Below are 17769 nucleotides of genomic sequence, written 5' to 3'. Positions count from 1 at the left end.
ATCATACGCTGACGATAAAAAAGAAAGCAAACAACCGCGTTGAGCTTTAGAAAGATTTGTGACCAGGCTCTCTTAAGGCAGACATCTTGAGGAAAGAATATTTCGCAAGGCAGGGAATCCACGTAAACCCGCCTGAAACCAGGGATTACGGGCAAAAAAAACCCCGCCTCGTAAGGCAGGGTCTTGTCATTAAAGCGCGCTAATTAGTCTTCTTTCGGACCACGATTCGCACGTTTACGATCGTTTTCAGTCAGGTGACGTTTACGGATACGGATAGACGTCGGCGTGACTTCTACCAGTTCATCATCATCGATGAATTCCAGAGCCTGCTCCAGAGTCATTTTCTGCGCTGGAACCAGCGTGGTTGCTTCATCAGTACCAGAAGCACGCATGTTGGTCAGCTTCTTACCGGTCAGGCAGTTTACAGTCAGGTCGTTAGAACGACTGTGAATACCGATGATCTGGCCTTCGTAAACTTCTGCACCGTGACCCAGGAACAGCTTACCGCGATCCTGCAGGCTGAACAGTGCAAACGCTACTGCTTTACCCTGGCCGTTGGAGATCAGAACACCGTTCTGACGCTGTCCCACTTCACCTGCACGCACGTCGTCGTAGTGGCTGAATGTGGAGTACAGCAGACCGGTACCGGAGGTCATGGTCATGAATTCTGAACGGAAGCCGATCAGACCACGGCTTGGGATCACGTAGTCAAGACGTACGCGGCCTTTGCCATCTGGATTCATGTTTTTCAGGTCGCCTTTACGCTCGCCCAGTGCCTGCATGACAGAACCCTGGTGCTGCTCTTCGACGTCCAGCGTTACGTTTTCGAACGGCTCTTGTTTACGGCCATCGATTTCGCGGAAGATAACTTTCGGACGGGAAACCGCCATCTCGAAACCTTCACGACGCATGTTTTCAATCAGAACGGACAGGTGCAGTTCACCACGGCCAGACACGCGGAATGCGTCTGCATCCGGCGTTTCTTCAACGCGCAGCGCAACGTTGTGTACCAGTTCTTTTTTCAGGCGATCAAGGATCTGACGAGAAGTAACGTACTTACCTTCTTTACCGCAGAACGGAGAGGTGTTGACGTTGAAGAACATGGTAACGGTCGGTTCATCAACAGACAGCGCCGGCAGCGCTTCAACATTCTGCGGATCGCAGATGGTGTCGGAGATGTTCAGTTCGCCCAGACCGGTGATCGCAATGATGTCGCCCGCTTCTGCAACGTCGCTCTCGATACGCTCAAGACCCAGATGGGTCAGAACTTTACCGACTTTACCGTTGCGAGTTTTGCCTTCGCTATCAATGATAGTGATCTGCTGGTTCGGTTTAACTTTACCGCGTTTGATACGACCGATGCCGATAACGCCAACGTAGTTGTTGTAGTCCAGCTGGGAGATTTGCATCTGCAGCGGGCCATCAAGGTCAACGTTCGGAGCCGGTACACGGTCAACGATAGTCTGATACAGCGGGGTCATGTCTTCCGCCATATCTTCGTGATCCAGACCTGCGATACCGTTCAGCGCTGAAGCGTAAACGATCGGGAAGTCCAGCTGTTCGTCGGTTGCGTCGAGGTTTACGAACAGGTCGAACACCTGATCAACAACCCAGTCAGGACGCGCGCCAGGACGGTCAACTTTGTTGATAACAACAATTGGCTTCAGGCCATGAGCAAAGGCTTTTTTGGTCACGAAGCGCGTCTGCGGCATCGGACCGTCCATTGCATCAACCACCAGCAGTACGGAGTCTACCATGGACATTACACGTTCAACTTCGCCACCGAAGTCGGCGTGTCCCGGGGTATCAACGATGTTGATACGGTAGTCATTCCACTTGATAGCGGTGTTTTTAGCGAGGATGGTAATCCCACGCTCTTTCTCCAAATCGTTGGAGTCCATCACGCGCTCTTGGGTTTCGGCACGAGAGTCGAACGTACCGGATTGTTGGAGCAGCTTGTCTACCAGGGTGGTTTTACCATGGTCTACGTGCGCGATGATGGCGATGTTACGCAAATTTTCGATCACAACTTTGCCTCAGGCATTTTAGAAATAGCGCGTTATTGTACACGGATTAATCGCAGTACAAAACAGGATCACAAACATCCTCCGCAAACAAGTATTGCAGAGTTTCTTTGTGATCACATTCACGGAGCGTTAAAAGGGATAATCTCATGTTAATTGCACCAATATGGTGCTTAATGTTCACATTAAAGCACTATAATGGTGCAATACAACCTTCATGGTGCAACCCCTTTGCACGATAGTGCGCATGATAACGCCTTTTGGGGGCAATTTAAAAGTTGGCACAGATTTCGCTTTATATTTTTTACGGCGACACGGCCAATTTTTGCAGAATTGAAGACCTCGTTACCACGACGACAATGACCAATCCGGGAGAGTAAGTATGTCCGCTGAACACGTTTTGACGATGCTGAACGAACACGAAGTGAAGTTTGTTGATTTGCGCTTCACTGACACTAAAGGTAAAGAACAGCACGTCACGATTCCTGCTCATCAGGTAAATGCCGAATTCTTTGAAGAAGGCAAAATGTTTGACGGCTCCTCAATCGGTGGCTGGAAAGGCATTAACGAATCAGACATGGTTTTGATGCCAGATGCTTCTACTGCACTCATTGACCCGTTCTTTGAAGAATCTACCCTGATCATCCGTTGCGATATCCTGGAACCCGGTACGCTACAGGGCTATGACCGCGACCCGCGTTCTATCGCTAAACGCGCTGAAGAATACCTGCGTGCTACCGGCATTGCAGACACCGTGCTGTTCGGGCCAGAGCCAGAATTCTTCCTGTTCGACGACATCCGTTTCGGCAGCTCTATTTCCGGTTCCCACGTGGCTATCGATGACATCGAAGGCGCATGGAACTCTTCCACCAAATACGAAGGTGGAAACAAAGGTCACCGTCCTGGCGTGAAAGGCGGTTACTTCCCGGTTCCTCCGGTCGATTCTTCACAGGACATCCGTTCTACCATGTGTCTGGTCATGGAAGAGATGGGCCTGGTTGTTGAAGCGCATCACCACGAAGTGGCGACCGCGGGTCAGAACGAAATCGCCACCCGCTTTAACACCATGACCAAAAAAGCGGACGAAATTCAGATCTACAAATATGTGGTTCACAACGTCGCACACCGTTTCGGTAAAACCGCGACCTTTATGCCAAAACCGATGTTCGGCGATAACGGTTCCGGTATGCACTGCCACATGTCCCTGTCCAAGAATGGCGTAAACCTGTTCTCCGGTGACAAATATGCAGGTCTGTCTGAGCAGGCGCTGTTCTACATCGGCGGCGTTATCAAACACGCTAAAGCCATCAACGCCCTGGCGAACCCGACCACCAACTCCTACAAGCGTCTGGTCCCGGGTTACGAAGCACCGGTTATGCTGGCTTACTCTGCCCGTAACCGTTCTGCCTCCATCCGTATCCCGGTGGTCGCGTCACCGAAAGCACGTCGTATCGAAGTGCGCTTCCCGGACCCGGCTGCTAACCCATACCTGTGCTTTGCTGCGCTGCTGATGGCCGGTCTTGATGGTATCAAGAACAAGATCCACCCAGGTGAAGCAATGGACAAAAACCTGTACGACCTGCCGCCGGAAGAAGCGAAAGAGATCCCACAGGTTGCTGGCTCTCTGGAAGAAGCACTGAACGAACTGGATCTGGACCGCGAGTTCCTGACTGCGGGCGGCGTGTTCACCAATGAAGCGATCGATGCGTACATTACGCTGCGTCGCGAAGAAGATGACCGCGTGCGCATGACGCCGCACCCGGTAGAGTTTGAGCTGTACTACAGCGTTTAATCGTTTGAGTTGCCGTGGAACTTTTAGCCTGCTCAGGCAGGCTTGAGATCGATGGCGAATGATAGGACGCCATCCGGCATCTGCGTTTGCCAGTCATCTGTAGCCCATCACACGATGGGCTTTTTTCTCCACTGACAACCTGCTTTCTCGCGTTTTTTATGCGTAAAAAGCTATAATGCACTAAATTGGTGCAACCTTTTTCAGGAGACTGCTGAATGGCAACCGGCACGCTGCCCGATGCTGGGCAGATCCTCAATTCGTTAATTAACAGCATTTTACTTGTCGACGATGAGCTGGCGGTGCATTACGCCAATCCCGCGGCACAGCAACTGCTTGCCCAAAGTTCTCGCAAACTCTTCGGCACGCCGCTTTCTGAACTGCTGAGTTATTTCTCATTAAACATCGGGCTGATGCGAGAGAGCCTGGAAGCGGGCCAGGGCTTCACAGACAACGAAGTGACGCTGGTGATAGATAGCCACTCGCATATCCTCTCTGTGACCGCACAGAGGCTGCCTGATGGCCTGATCCTGCTGGAGATGGCACCCATGGATAACCAGCGCCGTCTGAGTCAGGAACAGCTCCAGCATGCCCAGCAAATAGCCGCCCGCGATCTGGTGCGCGGTCTGGCGCATGAAATTAAAAACCCATTGGGTGGATTACGCGGTGCGGCGCAACTACTGAGTAAAGCGCTCCCGGACCCGGCACTAAAGGAATATACCCAGGTTATTATTGAGCAGGCGGACCGCCTGCGTAACCTGGTCGACCGCCTGCTGGGGCCGCAGCAGCCCGGAATGCATATCACGGAAAGTATTCATAAAGTGGCAGAGCGCGTCGTGGCGCTGGTTTCTATGGAGCTCCCGGAAAACGTCACGCTAATCCGCGATTACGACCCAAGTCTGCCAGAAATTCTGCACGATCCCGACCAGATAGAACAGGTTCTGCTGAATATCGTGCGTAATGCACTCCAGGCACTGGGACCGGAAGGCGGTGAGATTATTCTGCGCACCCGCACCGCGTTTCAACTCACACTGCACGGCATGCGTTACCGCCTGGCGGCGCGTATTGACGTTGAGGATAACGGTCCGGGTATTCCTCCACATTTGCAGGATACGCTGTTCTACCCAATGGTCAGCGGACGCGAGGGGGGAACCGGGCTGGGATTATCCATCGCCCGTAATTTGATTGATCAACATTCCGGCAAAATTGAATTTACCAGTTGGCCGGGTCATACCGAGTTTTCGGTTTACCTGCCTATCAGGAAATAGAGGTGACGTTTATGCAACGAGGAATAGTCTGGGTCGTTGATGACGATAGTTCCATCCGTTGGGTGCTTGAACGTGCGCTCGCAGGGGCAGGACTCAACTGCACCACATTTGAAAGCGGAAAAGAGGTACTGGACGCGCTCGCCAGCAAAACGCCGGACGTGCTGTTGTCGGATATCCGCATGCCGGGGATGGACGGTCTGACGCTGCTAAAACAGATTAAACAGCGCCATCCAATGCTTCCGGTCATCATAATGACAGCGCACTCCGATCTGGACGCCGCCGTCAGCGCCTACCAGCAAGGGGCGTTTGATTATCTGCCCAAACCGTTTGATATTGACGAGGCCGTTGCGCTGGTCGAGCGCGCCATTAGCCATTATCAGGAACAGCAGCAGCCGCGTAATATTCAGATCAACGGCCCAACCACCGATATCATTGGTGAAGCGCCCGCGATGCAGGATGTCTTTCGCATTATTGGCCGGCTTTCCCGCTCTTCGATTAGCGTCCTGATCAACGGCGAGTCCGGGACCGGTAAAGAGCTGGTCGCTCACGCTCTGCACCGTCACAGCCCGCGCGCCAAATCGCCGTTTATCGCCCTTAACATGGCGGCTATTCCGAAGGATTTAATCGAATCTGAACTGTTTGGTCACGAGAAAGGCGCATTTACCGGTGCCAATACCATTCGTCAGGGACGTTTCGAACAGGCTGATGGCGGCACGCTGTTTCTCGATGAAATTGGTGATATGCCGCTGGACGTGCAAACGCGATTATTGCGTGTGTTAGCCGACGGACAGTTTTACCGCGTCGGCGGCTATGCGCCAGTGAAGGTGGACGTGCGCATTATCGCGGCCACGCACCAGAACCTGGAACTGCGCGTGCAGGAAGGCAAGTTCCGCGAAGACTTATTCCACCGGCTGAACGTCATTCGCGTCCATTTGCCGCCGCTGCGCGAGCGACGGGAAGACATCCCGCGCCTGGCGCGTCATTTCTTGCAGGAAGCCGCTCACGAACTGGGAGTGGAAGCCAAGCAGCTACACCCTGAAACTGAGGCCGCGCTGACGCGTCTGGCCTGGCCGGGCAACGTTCGCCAACTTGAGAACACCTGCCGCTGGTTAACCGTGATGGCCGCCGGGCAGGAAGTACTGATTCAGGACCTACCGGCTGAACTGTTTGAAGCGACCGTTCCGGACGCGCCTTCACATATGCAGCCTGATAGTTGGGCAACCCTGTTGGCACAGTGGGCTGACCGGGCATTACGTTCCGGTCATCAAAACTTACTCTCCGAAGCGCAGCCTGAAATGGAACGCACGCTGTTAACTACCGCATTGCGTCATACTCAGGGCCATAAACAGGAAGCGGCGCGCTTACTCGGCTGGGGGCGTAATACCCTGACGCGTAAGTTAAAAGAACTCGGTATGGAGTGAGAGATTGTCGCTGTGTAAAGATTGATAATTGAGCGCAAAGTGCTGCTATTTTGAGCTTTACTGTTCCGATGAGTTAAGTATGATCGTGCCCGGAAAACGGGGGAAGCCATCATGCTGGAATCAATTATTAATCTGCTGTCGAGCGGCTCGGTTGACAGCCATACGCCACAAACTGCGGTTGCCGCAGTGCTGTGTGCGGTACTGGTTGGGCTATTTAGCTGAACAAGCACCGCCCGGTGGCGCTTCGCTTACCGGATCTACATCACCGTAGGCTGGACAAGCGAAGCGCCATCCGGCGAACCGCTAAATGACCCGCGAGAACTGCTGCATCCGCGCTTTCTGGCGCAGGTAAGCATCAAAACACATGCAAATATTGCGGATCAGCAGACGACCTTTTGCCGTCACCTGAATCCCCTTCTCACTCACGTCCACCAGCCCATCTTTCGCCAGCGGCGCCAGCAGTTTCAGGTCTTCGGCAAAATAGTCAGCAAAGCTTAGATCCCACTGCTGTTCTATAGCGGCGTAGTCGAGACGGAAGTTGCAGATCAGCAGCTTAATGACATCCCGGCGAATACAGTCATCGCGGGTCAGGGCAATTCCGCGCCACAGCGCATTACCCTGCTCGTCCACCTGCTGATAATAGTGCTTCAGCTCTTTTTGGTTTTGCGCGTAGTTGTCACCAATCATACTGATGGCGGAAACGCCCATGCCCAGCAGGTCGGTATCGCCCTGGGTGGTATAGCCCTGGAAATTACGGTGCAGAACACCCTCACGCTGGGCAATCGCCAGCTCGTCATCCGGACGGGCAAAGTGATCCATCCCGATGAACTGATAGCCCGTTTCGGTCAGCGAAGAGATGGTCTCCTGCAGAATATCCAGCTTCTGTTGCGCGCTTGGCAGGTCAGCATCTTTGATCTTACGCTGTGCGGCAAAAAGCGTGGGCAGGTGCGCATAGTTAAAAACGCTCAGGCGATCGGGGTTCAGCTCAGCCACACGCTTCAGGGTGAAGGCAAAGCTTTCCGGCGTCTGTTTTGGCAGACCGTAAATCAAGTCAATATTCGTGGAGGTAAAACCGATCTCACGTGCATGATTAAGCAGCGCAAAGATAAACTCTTCATCCTGCTCACGGTTTACCAGGCGCTGAACTTCTTTGTTGAAGTCCTGCACCCCCATGCTCAGGCGGTTAAAGCCTTCAGCACGTAAATGATCGAGCACATCCAGCTCGATTTCACGCGGATCGACTTCGATCGAGATTTCTGCATCCGTGTTAAAGTCGAAGTTATCACGCAGCAGCGTCATTAAGCGGCTGATTTGCGCTTTATTCAAATAGGTTGGCGTACCGCCGCCCCAGTGCAACTGGCTGACATGACGACCGGCAAACAGCGGCGCACGATGAATAATTTCTTGTTCTAAGGCATCCAGGTATTGATCGGCTTTATGCTGCTGACGGGTCACAATTTTGTTGCAGCCGCAGAAGTAACACAGTTTGTGGCAGAACGGGATATGGACGTACAAAGAGAGTGGACGTTCAGGGTAACGCGCTACGGCTTGCAGAAATGCCTCGGCATCGTAGTCTGCGGAAAACTCCAGCGCGGTCGGGTACGAGGTATATCGTGGCCCGGAATAGTTATATTTCTGGATCAGGGCCAGGTCCCAGTCGATTAACTGCTCAGACATACTCACTCCTTCCGATGGCGTTTCTGGCGGGTACGGCGTACCGGCTTACCTCCACTGCGGGTGATAAGCCGGTTGCGCAGCCACTTTTGGCGCCGCGACAATCGCTGTAGTTTAACGAATAACCACACCAGATAACATATAACCGGAAGGGTTATAAGCAGGACGGGAAGACCCACGGTACAAAACCGTTAGTTGCCACCCTTCAGCAGGCGCATCATGTCTTCCTGTTTTTCATCCTCTTCATCGATGTCTTCGTCATCATCGTAAGAGAGACCCAGTTTCTGCATCAGCTCATCAATGCGATCCAGCTTGGCATCCACCCAGGCCTGATCTTCAGCGCTCAGAGCCTCTCCAGCTTCAAGACGTTCCAGCAGCGCATCCAGGCGCTCATCCGTTTCCAGTAAATCCAACTCAGCCTGCGGTGAAAGCATAGGTTTCTCACTCTTCGGTTTGTGCTGTTTGGTGACCTTTTCGGTCACACCCAATGCAATGGGAGTTTTACTGCCAATACGAGGATCTTTGTGCTTATTTTGGTTTCCGCCACCTGATGCGCCGTCGCTGCCGGCCGCACGACTACCTGCCGCAAGACCACGGTGTTTTTTCTGGCGCTTACGGTCGCGAGCTTCCAGGTTAATTTCTTCGCGTGTTTTACGACGCGCTTTTGCAGGACCTTTACCGCGTGGTGTAGAAGTTGATTTCATAATGATTCGTCTTTGGCTGTTTTTATTCAGTATATATTTGCGCCGGAATCTAGCAGAAATAAAGAAAAAAGGCGACAGAGTAATCTGCCGCCTTTTTTCCTGACTCTCAACCCTTAACGGGCCCTACAATCCATGTCGGCTATCAACACACCCTGTTTTTCCCTTAGCCAGAAACATTCCGTGTTGTTTCCATTTCCTTTTACTAACGTCTCCGGACGTTTGTCTTCCTGACAATCCTGTGTCTTCGCCTCCTGGCGCTCCTGACCCTCATCCTGAGTCGTGTATCCTGTTAGCTCCCTCGCTATGGACGCTACTTTACTCTTTTGGGTTACACGCACAAGTAGCCGACTTAACAGTTTCGGCTTTTCAGAATACTACTCAATTATAACTCTATGATTTATTTAACATGTATTGATATTCACTCTCTCATCTCGCATAAATACTATCGGCAATGTCTCACAAAGCACGTGGTTTTAACTTACATAACCCGCGCGTCGAAAAATCCGCCTTTTGCTGGTGTTCAGGTATAATCGCTGCAAAGCCTTGATTGATGGAGACGACCACGTTGACTAACTTGAATTATCAACAGACGCATTTTGTGATGAGTGCGCCTGATATTCGCCATTTACCTTCCGATACGGGAATTGAAGTGGCTTTTGCTGGCCGTTCCAACGCAGGCAAATCCAGTGCACTGAATACCCTGACAAATCAAAAGGGTCTGGCGCGTACGTCTAAAACGCCGGGCCGTACTCAGCTCATCAACTTGTTTGAAGTGGTTGACGGTAAGCGTCTGGTTGACTTACCGGGATACGGGTATGCAGAAGTACCGGAAGAGATGAAGCGCAAATGGCAGCGCGCACTGGCTGAGTACCTGGAAAAACGCCAGAGTCTGCAAGGTTTGGTCATACTGATGGATATTCGCCATCCTCTGAAAGATCTCGATCAGCAGATGATCCTGTGGGCAGTTGAGAGCAACGTTCAGGTACTGGTATTACTGACCAAAGCGGACAAACTGGCCAGCGGTGCGCGCAAAGCGCAGCTAAATATGGTGCGTGAAGCCGTGCTGGCGTTTAATGGCGATGTGCAGGTAGAAGCATTCTCATCGCTGAAAAAGCTGGGCGTGGATAAACTGCGTCAGAAACTGGATAGCTGGTTTAGTGAACTGGCACCGATTGAAGAGGCGCAGGACGGGGAGTAATCCACTGATATGCCGGATGGCGACGCTGCGCGTCTTATCCGGTCTACAGCATGTGCGAAATCTTTCTTTCGCACAATAAAAAACGCCCCAGTCATTACTGACTGGGGCGGCTAAAATATTCAGCCAAATCCGATTACGTGAAGTAAAAGGTCTGAAAGATAGAACATCTTACCTCTGTACCCTACGCGAATAACTTTACTCTTTTTTAAGCAGCTCAGAAAGCACTTTTTGTAATTTTTTTTCATTCCCGACATAGGGAATTCTAATGGTCATCACAAAAAGTGCTCGCTTATGTTGCTTAGTTACGAAAAGAGCGCGTTATTCAGCAAACCACTAGTGCGCCAGATCCCAGTTTTCGCCGCTTCCGACTTCCACCAGCAACGGCACATCAATCCGCGTTCCGTTCTCCATCAACTGATGGATCTTTTTCGAGACGCTTTCCAGGTCATCTTTGTGCACTTCAAACACCAGTTCATCGTGCACCTGCATGATCATGCGCACGCGAGGCTGCTCGGTTTGTAACCATCCATCCACAGCAATCATGGCGCGTTTGATAATATCTGCAGCAGTGCCCTGCATCGGGGCGTTAATTGCCGCGCGCTCAGCTCCGGCACGACGCGCACCATTACTGGATTTAATATCCGGTAAATAGAGGCGACGCCCTTCCAGGGTTTCAACATACCCTTGCTCTTTTGCCTGCGCACGCGTGCGTTCCATATATTCCAGAACACCAGGGTAGCGCTCAAAGTAGAGATCCATATACTTCTGCGCTTCTTTGCGAGGAATATTCAACTGGCGCGCAAGACCGAAGGCGCTCATGCCGTAGATCAGACCAAAGTTAATAGCCTTCGCGCTGCGGCGCTGTTCACTGGTTACGGAATCAAGCGGTAAACCAAAGACTTCTGCGGCCGTTGCGCGGTGAATGTCTTTCCCTTCGGCAAAGGCGGTAAGCAGCCCTTTATCACGCGAGAGGTGCGCCATAATGCGCAGTTCAATTTGCGAGTAGTCCGCCGAGACAATCACGTAGTCTTCTGGCGCGATAAACGCCTGGCGGATACGGCGTCCTTCTTCATTACGCACCGGAATATTTTGCAGGTTAGGATCGGTAGAGGACAAACGCCCGGTCGCCGTGACAGCCTGATGATAAGAGGTGTGCACGCGTCCGGTTTTGGGGTTGATCATCAACGGAAGCTTATCCGTATAGGTAGACTTCAATTTTGCCAACCCACGATATTCCAGAATCACCTTCGGCAGCGGATAATCCAGCGCTAACTCTTCCAGCACTTCTTCCGATGTTGATGGTGCACCACCTGGCGTTTTCTTCAGCGGTTTAATGCCCTGCTTTTCAAACAGAATGGTTTGCAACTGCTTGGTTGAGGAGAGGTTAAACGCTTCCCCGGCTATCTCGTGCGCTTTTTGCTCCAGCTCGTTCAAACGCAGCGTCAGCTCTGCTGAATGCTTGTGCAATACGGCAGGATCGATTTTGACACCGTTACGCTCTATGCGGGACAGGACCGGGACCAGCGGCATATCGATATTCTCGAAGACGTTTAGCGGCCCTTTATGTTTTTGCAGCTCTGGCCACATTTTCAGATGCAGCTGTAGCGTGACGTCGGCGTCTTCCGCTGCATAACGACCGGCTTCTTCCAGTGCAATCTGGTTAAAGGTCAGCTGGTTTTTGCCTTTCCCGGCGATCTCTTCAAAGGTGATGGTTTTATGATTCAGCCAGCGGTCAGAGAGGCTGTCCATATCGTGTCGCCCGGCGACGCTGTTGAGAATGTAGGATTCGAGCATGGTATCAAAGACGATACCGCGCAATTCAATACCGTAGTTTGCCAGGATACCGCGATCATACTTCAGGTTTTGCCCAACTTTATGCGCTTTTTCATCTTCCAGCAGCGGCTTCAACAGAGCCAGCGCACGGTCGCGGGAAATCTGATCGGGAGCATCCAGATAGTCATGCGCGACAGGGACATACGCAGCTACGCCTGGTTCAATGGCGAACGAGAGCCCCACCAGATTCGCAGAGATGTTATCCAGGCTGTCCGTTTCTGTATCGAAGGCAAAGACCGGCGCTTTTTTCAGCTTCGCAATCCACGCTTCCAGCGTCACTTCGTCCAGAATCGTCACATAGTTATCGTACGAGATAACGGTAGCAGGTTCCTCAGGCGTTTCATCAATGACGATGGTTTCCTGTGGTTTTGCCGCCGGTTTCGTTCCTTTCGCCTGCAGCCATTTTCCGGCTTCAACATCAGTAACCCAACGCTTGAACTCATATTGTTTGAACAGACTTAACAGCTCGTCTGCTGCGGGTTCTCGTACTTCCAGCTGCTCGCAGGCTAATTCCAGCTCGACATCTGTTTTGATGGTTGCCAGCTTATAAGAGAGGTATGCCACCTCTTTATTCTGCTCGAGCTTGCCGGCCATGGTTTTTGCACCACGGAACGTCAGGCCTGCTATTTTGTCTGATTCAGCATAGAGCGTGTCCAGCCCTCCCAAACCCTGAAGTAACGCCTGCGCCGTCTTTTCGCCCACGCCTGGCACACCTGGAATGTTATCGGAGGAGTCCCCCATCAGCGCCAGGAAGTCGATAATCAGTTCCGGCGGCACGCCGTACTTATTCACCACCTCATCCGGGCCGAGGATCGTATTGGTCATCGTGTTGATGAGAGTAATATTCGGCGTCACCAGCTGAGCCATGTCTTTATCACCGGTACTGATTAGCACCGGACGGCCGACACTCTCCGCTTCACGCGCCAGCGTACCGATAACGTCGTCCGCTTCCACACCTGAGACAGCCAGCAGCGGTAACCCCATTGCTTTTACCATGGCGTGTAGAGGTTCAATCTGCGCACGTAGGTCGTCTGGCATGGGCGGACGATGCGATTTGTAGTGTTCGAATAATTCATCACGGAAGGTTTTACCCTTGGCGTCGAATACCACCGCCGCATGCGTCGGCTTATATTGCAAAATCAAGCTACGCAGCATGTTGAGGACACCGTACATCGCGCCAGTAGGCTCTCCTGCGCTATTGGTCAGCGGTGGAAACGCATGGTATGCGCGATACAAATAAGATGAGCCATCTACAAGGATAAGTGGGTTTTCTGGGATCTGAACCATAATGTCCGTGCCTGTTTATCAGATTATGGGTAAAGGATGCCACAGACAGGATGAAAACATGAGTTTTTCACGGCATTTGTCGAAAAACTTTTGCAGATCTTCTGGGGTGTTCGCAAAGTGAGTTGTGGATAAGTTTGTGAATAAATAATTTTCAACCCTTTTTATGCCACAAGATAATTTATACATCATGGTAATTTACCTTATTTTTCATTGCATTATTTAACGCCGCAGAATTTTATATCATCTTTCCGGCTTATATCGGGATGTGGATAGATATTACCTTTTTTTCTATTCAGCGAAGATCCATCATTTGGTCCGTTTTCTGATAAAATCAGTCCCTTGCGCCCTTTTAGCGCACTATCTATGGCTAACCTTTTGAATAATTTAATTATGACGAGAATACTCGCCGCGATAACGCTGTTGCTGAGTATCGTATTGACCATATTGGTCACGATTTTATGTTCTGTGCCGATCATCCTGGCCGGGATTGTAAAACTCCTTTTGCCCATACCTTTCGTCTGGCGCAAGGTTTCCGTGTTCTGTAATTTCATGATGTACTGCTGGTGTGAAGGTCTGGCGCTACTGCTGCACCTTAATCCACGGCTAAAGTGGGATGTTGAAGGACTGGAAGGTCTTAGCAAGAAAAACTGGTATCTGCTCATCTGTAATCACTACAGCTGGGCCGACATCGTTGTGCTCTGCGTTCTGTTTCGTAAGCACATCCCGATGAATAAATACTTCCTTAAGCAGCAGTTAGCCTGGGTGCCCTTTATTGGCCTGGCGTGTTGGGCGCTGGATATGCCATTTATGAAGCGCTATTCACGGGGTTATTTACTCCGCCACCCTGAACGACGTGGCAAAGATGTGGAAACGACGCGTCTTTCTTGTGAGAAGTTTCGTGTGCATCCGACAACTATCGTTAATTTTGTCGAAGGTTCACGGTTCACCCAGGAGAAACGCCAGCAGACCCGGTCACCTTATAAAAATCTGCTGCCGCCCAAAGCTGCCGGTATTGCGATGGCGCTGAATGTCTTAGGGTCGCAGTTTGATAAGTTGCTGAACGTCACGCTGTGTTATCCGGAAAACAGCAGTCATCCTTTCTACGATATGCTGAGCGGTAAGCTGACGCGCATTGTCGTACGGGTGAATCTGGAACCGGTTAAAGAGGAACTGCACGGTGATTACGTTAACGATAAAGGGTTTAAGCGTCGATTTCAGCTGTGGCTGAATATGTTGTGGGGCGAGAAAGATACGCAAATAGATGCGTTTAAAGCCTCAACTAAAAAAGCCGGTCTCTGACCGGCTTTCTCGTTTACTTCTGACCTACCAGATATTTCACGGTATCAGCATACTGCTGTACAAAGATATCCATGCTGCTGGTATCCATGCCCTGCGGATTCACCTGATATTTGCCATTAACAAACATCGCCGGAACGCCCTGCAATTGCAGATCGGCTGCCGCTTTTTCTTGCTGCGCGACAAGAGATTTCACCACAAAGCTATTCCATGCCGCATCATAATCTTCACCTTTAATACCCGCATCGACAAATACTTTACGGATATCAGCGGTAGTCTGAACGGTCTGGGTTTTCTGTACCGCTTCAAACAACGGTACCGTAACTTTATCTTCAACCCCTAGTGCCATAGCAACAGCCCACGCCTGGGTCAGATCTTTACCCAGAGGTCCCAAAAACTCAACGTGGTATTTAGTCATCTTGATGCCTTCCGGCAGTTTTTTCTTCACGTTATCAGACACGTGAAGTACTTCTTCAAACTGGTAGCAATGCGGGCAATAGAAGGAGAAGAACTCCAACACCTGCGGTTCACCCGCAATAGGCTTTTCCAGTGTGATGTACTGCTTTCCATCCTGGAACTGCGCTGCCGATGCGCTAAAAGCTAAAACCATACCAGCCAGCGCCAGCCATATTTTTTTCATGTTCAAATCTCTCCGATTAATACATTGGCGTTAATTGCAAGGGGGGTTCTTGCAGAATTTTTGCCTGCTCAATAAAGGTCGCAGTCTGACGATGCCAGTAATCTTCTCCGGTTAACCACGGGAAGTTTTTTGGGAACGCAGGGTCGGCCCAACGTCGAATCAACCAGGCAAGATAATAAACTAAACGCATGGCGCGTAAAGGTTCAATGAGTCCTATTTCAGCGATGTCGAATTCAGTAAACTCTTCATAAGCTTCGATAATGGTTTCAAGCTGCATACGTTGTTCAGCTTTGTCACCATTAAGCAGCATCCATAAATCCTGAATGGCCGGGCCATTGCGGGCATCATCTAAATCGACAAACATCGGACCATCGCGCCAGAGAATATTTCCGGCATGACAGTCACCGTGCAGGCGCAGGGGATCAAAACGAGTATGCCAGCGTTCGGTAACCGCGGCGATAAGCGCATCTGTTGCTTTCAGGAAAGCCGCCTTTTGCCCTGATGGAATAATCTGCGCACTGTCGAAAAGTTTACGCGGTTCAACCAGATACTCTTCAAGGTCAATGGTCGGTCGAAAAGCGAAAAGCTGCTTACGCCCGGTTTGGTGCAAACGTCCCAGATAGCGGCCAACCGACTCCATTTGATCGATATTGTCGGCTTCAAACTGGCGTCCCCCGACACTTGGGAATATTGCATAGTGGAATCCCTGATGCCCCAATAACGTCTGGCCATTAAACACAATCGGCGCTGCAACCGGCACATCATCACGCACCAACTCCAGTGCAAACTGATGTTCTTCCTGTATTTGATCGGCGGACCAACGCTCAGGACGGTAAAACTTTACGACAAAGCGTTGACGATCTTCGTCCTGGAATTGGTAGACACGGTTTTCATAGCTGTTGAGCGGGGTAAGCCCGGAATCCACCCGGATCCCCTGTTCAAACAGCGCATCCATGATGGTATCCGGGTGTAGCGTCTGGAAATTAAAAGCGTTGTTATTCATCCCATCATCCGGAAATTACTACGAATGATTCAGGATATCATTTCGCAGCGCGTTCGGTGGCGGCGATTACAAGCTTTTACTCTTTAATTACGCCACGTGCGCGCAGTAGTGCGGTTTTAAAGTCTTCTTCATAATCTTTCTGAATGCCTGGGATCACCGCATCTTTCGCTGAGTCACGCATTTTCAGGTGATAGATCAGAATGTCATCAGTTAAATCCGCCAGTTCACCGTCAAAACCTGACTCTTTCGCCAGTTTCTGTAAAAATTGCATCAGGTTAAGATCGGGTTCTTTCTGCCAGGCTGGCTGGAGGAGTTCAATAACTTCATTCAGACGTTTACATTTCATGGTTGTGCTCCTTACGCTTAATACAGATACGTTAGCAGGGTCAATCCCACATTAAAAGAGGCGATATCAGTGATTCTGGATAGTGCAATTACAGGGGTTGTTCTGGCAGGCGGTAAGGCCAGGCGGATGGGGGGAGCAGATAAAGGACTGCTTGAGCTGGACGGTAAGCCTTTATGGCGGCATGTCGCCGATGCTCTCGCCTTACAGGTCGAGACCGTAGTGGTTAACGCCAATCGCCATCAGGATATTTACCAGCAAAGCGGCCTGAAAGTGATCCCCGATTCATTAGCTGATTTCCCGGGCCCGCTGGCTGGAATGCTGTCGGTATTTTTGCAGCAGGCAGGAGACTGGTTTTTATTCTGCCCCTGCGATATGCCTTATATCCCACATAATCTGGTCGCACGACTGGCAGAACAGCGCAAAAATGCGCCAGTGGTGTGGGTGCATGATGGAGAACGAGATCACCCGACCATTGCGCTGATGAACAGAGCCATGCAGCCGTTGCTGCAGGACTATCTTCAGGCTGGCGAACGACGGGTGATGGTCTTTATGCGCCAGGCAGGCGGACACGCCGTCGATTTTAGCGATCATAAAGATGCGTTTGTGAACGTGAACACGCCGGAAGAATTAGCCAAATGGCAGGATAAATCATGATCCCATTGCTCGGTATTGCCGCATGGAGCGGCACAGGAAAAACCACACTGCTCAAAAAACTGATCCCGGAACTGTGTGCCAGAGGGATTCGCCCAGGATTAATTAAACATACCCACCACAATATGGACGTCGATAAACCTGGCAAGGATAGCTATGAGTTACGTAAAGCTGGAGCAGCACAAACGCTGGTCGCCAGCCAGCAACGCTGGGCGTTGATGACGGAAACACCGGAAGAGCCTGAGCTGGATTTAGCATACCTGGTGAGCCGAATGAATACTTCAACGCTGGATCTGGTACTGGTGGAGGGTTTTAAACACGAACCTGTCGCGAAGATCCTGCTTTTTCGCGAGGGTTGCGGGCACGCGCCTGAAGAGCTGGCGATGGATGAGTATGTTATCGCGGTTGCCAGTGATGTCCCGCTCACTGTGGATGCCCCATTGTTAGATATCAATGATATACAGCAAATTGCAAAGTTTGTTACGCAGTGGGTAGGACGATAGCCGTAGGCTGGAGAAGGTGTTTACATCGCCATCCGGCAGTGCATGCCCCAAAATGCAGACGCAAAAAAGCCCATCCGGCAGGATGGGCTTCTTCACTTATTTGATGCCTGGCAGTTCCCTACTCTCGCATGG

The 17769-nt window shown here is 51.1% G+C and carries 18 protein-coding genes; 8 read left to right on the top strand and 10 right to left on the bottom strand.

From position 1 onward, the window contains the following. Positions 1 to 203 precede the first annotated feature (203 nt). Entirely contained in the window at positions 204 to 2027 is a 1824-nt protein-coding gene (gene typA, locus JQ822_RS20660; protein WP_135323685.1) for a ribosome-dependent GTPase TypA, read from the bottom strand. A 379-nt stretch (positions 2028 to 2406) separates the two neighbouring features. Between typA and glnA the strand changes: the two genes are divergently transcribed. From glnA to JQ822_RS20640, 4 genes are all read left to right on the top strand, one after another. Continuing rightward, positions 2407 to 3816 (top strand): glutamate--ammonia ligase, encoded by a 1410-nt coding sequence (glnA, locus tag JQ822_RS20655; protein WP_096758883.1) that lies wholly within the window; start codon positions 2407 to 2409, stop codon positions 3814 to 3816. A 215-nt stretch (positions 3817 to 4031) separates the two neighbouring features. Beyond that, positions 4032 to 5081 carry a nitrogen regulation protein NR(II) gene (gene glnL, locus JQ822_RS20650; RefSeq protein ID WP_115259821.1) on the top strand — a complete coding sequence of 350 codons (1050 nt, stop codon included), beginning with the start codon at positions 4032 to 4034 and terminating at the stop codon, positions 5079 to 5081. Positions 5082 to 5092: 11 nt separating this feature from the next. After that, entirely contained in the window at positions 5093 to 6502 is a 1410-nt protein-coding gene (gene glnG / locus JQ822_RS20645; protein ID WP_213135024.1) for a nitrogen regulation protein NR(I), read from the top strand. A gap of 111 nt (positions 6503 to 6613) precedes the next feature. After that, on the top strand, positions 6614 to 6724 hold the full coding sequence (locus JQ822_RS20640; protein WP_213135023.1) for a YshB family small membrane protein: 111 nt from the start codon (positions 6614 to 6616) through the stop codon (positions 6722 to 6724). An 81-nt stretch (positions 6725 to 6805) separates the two neighbouring features. On the opposite strand, the gene hemN is transcribed toward JQ822_RS20640, so the two are convergent. From hemN to JQ822_RS20625, 3 genes are all read right to left on the bottom strand, one after another. Next, positions 6806 to 8179, bottom strand: a complete 1374-nt coding sequence (hemN, locus tag JQ822_RS20635; RefSeq protein ID WP_213135022.1) for an oxygen-independent coproporphyrinogen III oxidase — start codon at positions 8177 to 8179, stop codon at positions 6806 to 6808. 188 nt (positions 8180 to 8367) lie between these two features. Beyond that, on the bottom strand, positions 8368 to 8880 hold the full coding sequence (gene yihI / locus JQ822_RS20630) for a Der GTPase-activating protein YihI (RefSeq protein ID WP_244849053.1): 513 nt from the start codon (positions 8878 to 8880) through the stop codon (positions 8368 to 8370). Positions 8881 to 8993: 113 nt separating this feature from the next. After that, a complete protein-coding gene (locus tag JQ822_RS20625) occupies positions 8994 to 9218 on the bottom strand; it encodes a hypothetical protein (RefSeq protein ID WP_213135021.1) in 225 nt (74 codons plus the stop codon). A 227-nt stretch (positions 9219 to 9445) separates the two neighbouring features. On the opposite strand from JQ822_RS20625, the gene yihA reads away from it, so the two are divergent. Continuing rightward, on the top strand, positions 9446 to 10078 hold the full coding sequence (gene yihA / locus JQ822_RS20620) for a ribosome biogenesis GTP-binding protein YihA/YsxC (RefSeq protein ID WP_213135020.1): 633 nt from the start codon (positions 9446 to 9448) through the stop codon (positions 10076 to 10078). A gap of 119 nt (positions 10079 to 10197) precedes the next feature. On the opposite strand, the gene JQ822_RS24705 is transcribed toward yihA, so the two are convergent. From JQ822_RS24705 to JQ822_RS24465, 3 genes are all read right to left on the bottom strand, one after another. Beyond that, a complete protein-coding gene (locus tag JQ822_RS24705; protein ID WP_071892919.1) occupies positions 10198 to 10245 on the bottom strand; it encodes a spot 42 RNA, inhibition of DNA synthesis in 48 nt (15 codons plus the stop codon). A 166-nt stretch (positions 10246 to 10411) separates the two neighbouring features. After that, entirely contained in the window at positions 10412 to 13198 is a 2787-nt protein-coding gene (polA, locus tag JQ822_RS20615) for a DNA polymerase I (protein WP_213135019.1), read from the bottom strand. Between the two features lie 215 nt (positions 13199 to 13413). Then, positions 13414 to 13749 carry a hypothetical protein gene (locus JQ822_RS24465; RefSeq protein WP_244849063.1) on the bottom strand — a complete coding sequence of 112 codons (336 nt, stop codon included), beginning with the start codon at positions 13747 to 13749 and terminating at the stop codon, positions 13414 to 13416. On the opposite strand from JQ822_RS24465, the gene JQ822_RS20610 reads away from it, so the two are divergent. Next, complete coding sequence (locus JQ822_RS20610) at positions 13634 to 14497, top strand: acyltransferase (protein WP_244849055.1); 864 nt, start codon at positions 13634 to 13636, stop codon at positions 14495 to 14497. The genes JQ822_RS24465 and JQ822_RS20610 overlap by 116 nt on opposite strands. A 13-nt stretch (positions 14498 to 14510) precedes the next feature. Here JQ822_RS20610 and dsbA read toward each other — a convergent pair whose 3' ends face one another. The 3 genes from dsbA to JQ822_RS20595 all read right to left on the bottom strand — a co-directional run bounded on the left by dsbA (position 14511) and on the right by JQ822_RS20595 (position 16483). Further along, positions 14511 to 15134: a thiol:disulfide interchange protein DsbA gene (gene dsbA / locus JQ822_RS20605; RefSeq protein ID WP_213135017.1), complete on the bottom strand. Its 624-nt coding sequence runs from the start codon at positions 15132 to 15134 to the stop codon at positions 14511 to 14513. 16 nt (positions 15135 to 15150) lie between these two features. Then, positions 15151 to 16137, bottom strand: coding sequence for a serine/threonine protein kinase (locus JQ822_RS20600; RefSeq protein WP_213135016.1), 987 nt, complete (start codon positions 16135 to 16137; stop codon positions 15151 to 15153). Positions 16138 to 16213: 76 nt separating this feature from the next. Continuing rightward, positions 16214 to 16483 carry a YihD family protein gene (locus JQ822_RS20595; RefSeq protein ID WP_042325406.1) on the bottom strand — a complete coding sequence of 90 codons (270 nt, stop codon included), beginning with the start codon at positions 16481 to 16483 and terminating at the stop codon, positions 16214 to 16216. Between the two features lie 69 nt (positions 16484 to 16552). Here JQ822_RS20595 and mobA point away from each other — a divergent pair, with 69 nt between their 5' ends. Together mobA and mobB are read left to right on the top strand one after the other, a co-directional pair. Continuing rightward, a complete protein-coding gene (gene mobA / locus JQ822_RS20590; RefSeq protein ID WP_213135015.1) occupies positions 16553 to 17137 on the top strand; it encodes a molybdenum cofactor guanylyltransferase MobA in 585 nt (194 codons plus the stop codon). Further along, a complete protein-coding gene (gene mobB / locus JQ822_RS20585; RefSeq protein WP_213135014.1) occupies positions 17134 to 17637 on the top strand; it encodes a molybdopterin-guanine dinucleotide biosynthesis protein MobB in 504 nt (167 codons plus the stop codon). The genes mobA and mobB overlap by 4 nt, the downstream gene beginning before the upstream one ends. Positions 17638 to 17769: the final 132 nt, after the last annotated feature.

Origin of the sequence: Citrobacter sp. FP75 (genome assembly GCF_018342065.1) — a bacterium.
GTDB lineage: Bacteria > Pseudomonadota > Gammaproteobacteria > Enterobacterales > Enterobacteriaceae > Citrobacter.
The sequence above is the reverse complement of the archived record's forward strand: the minus strand, read 5'-3'. Positions and strand labels throughout refer to the sequence as shown.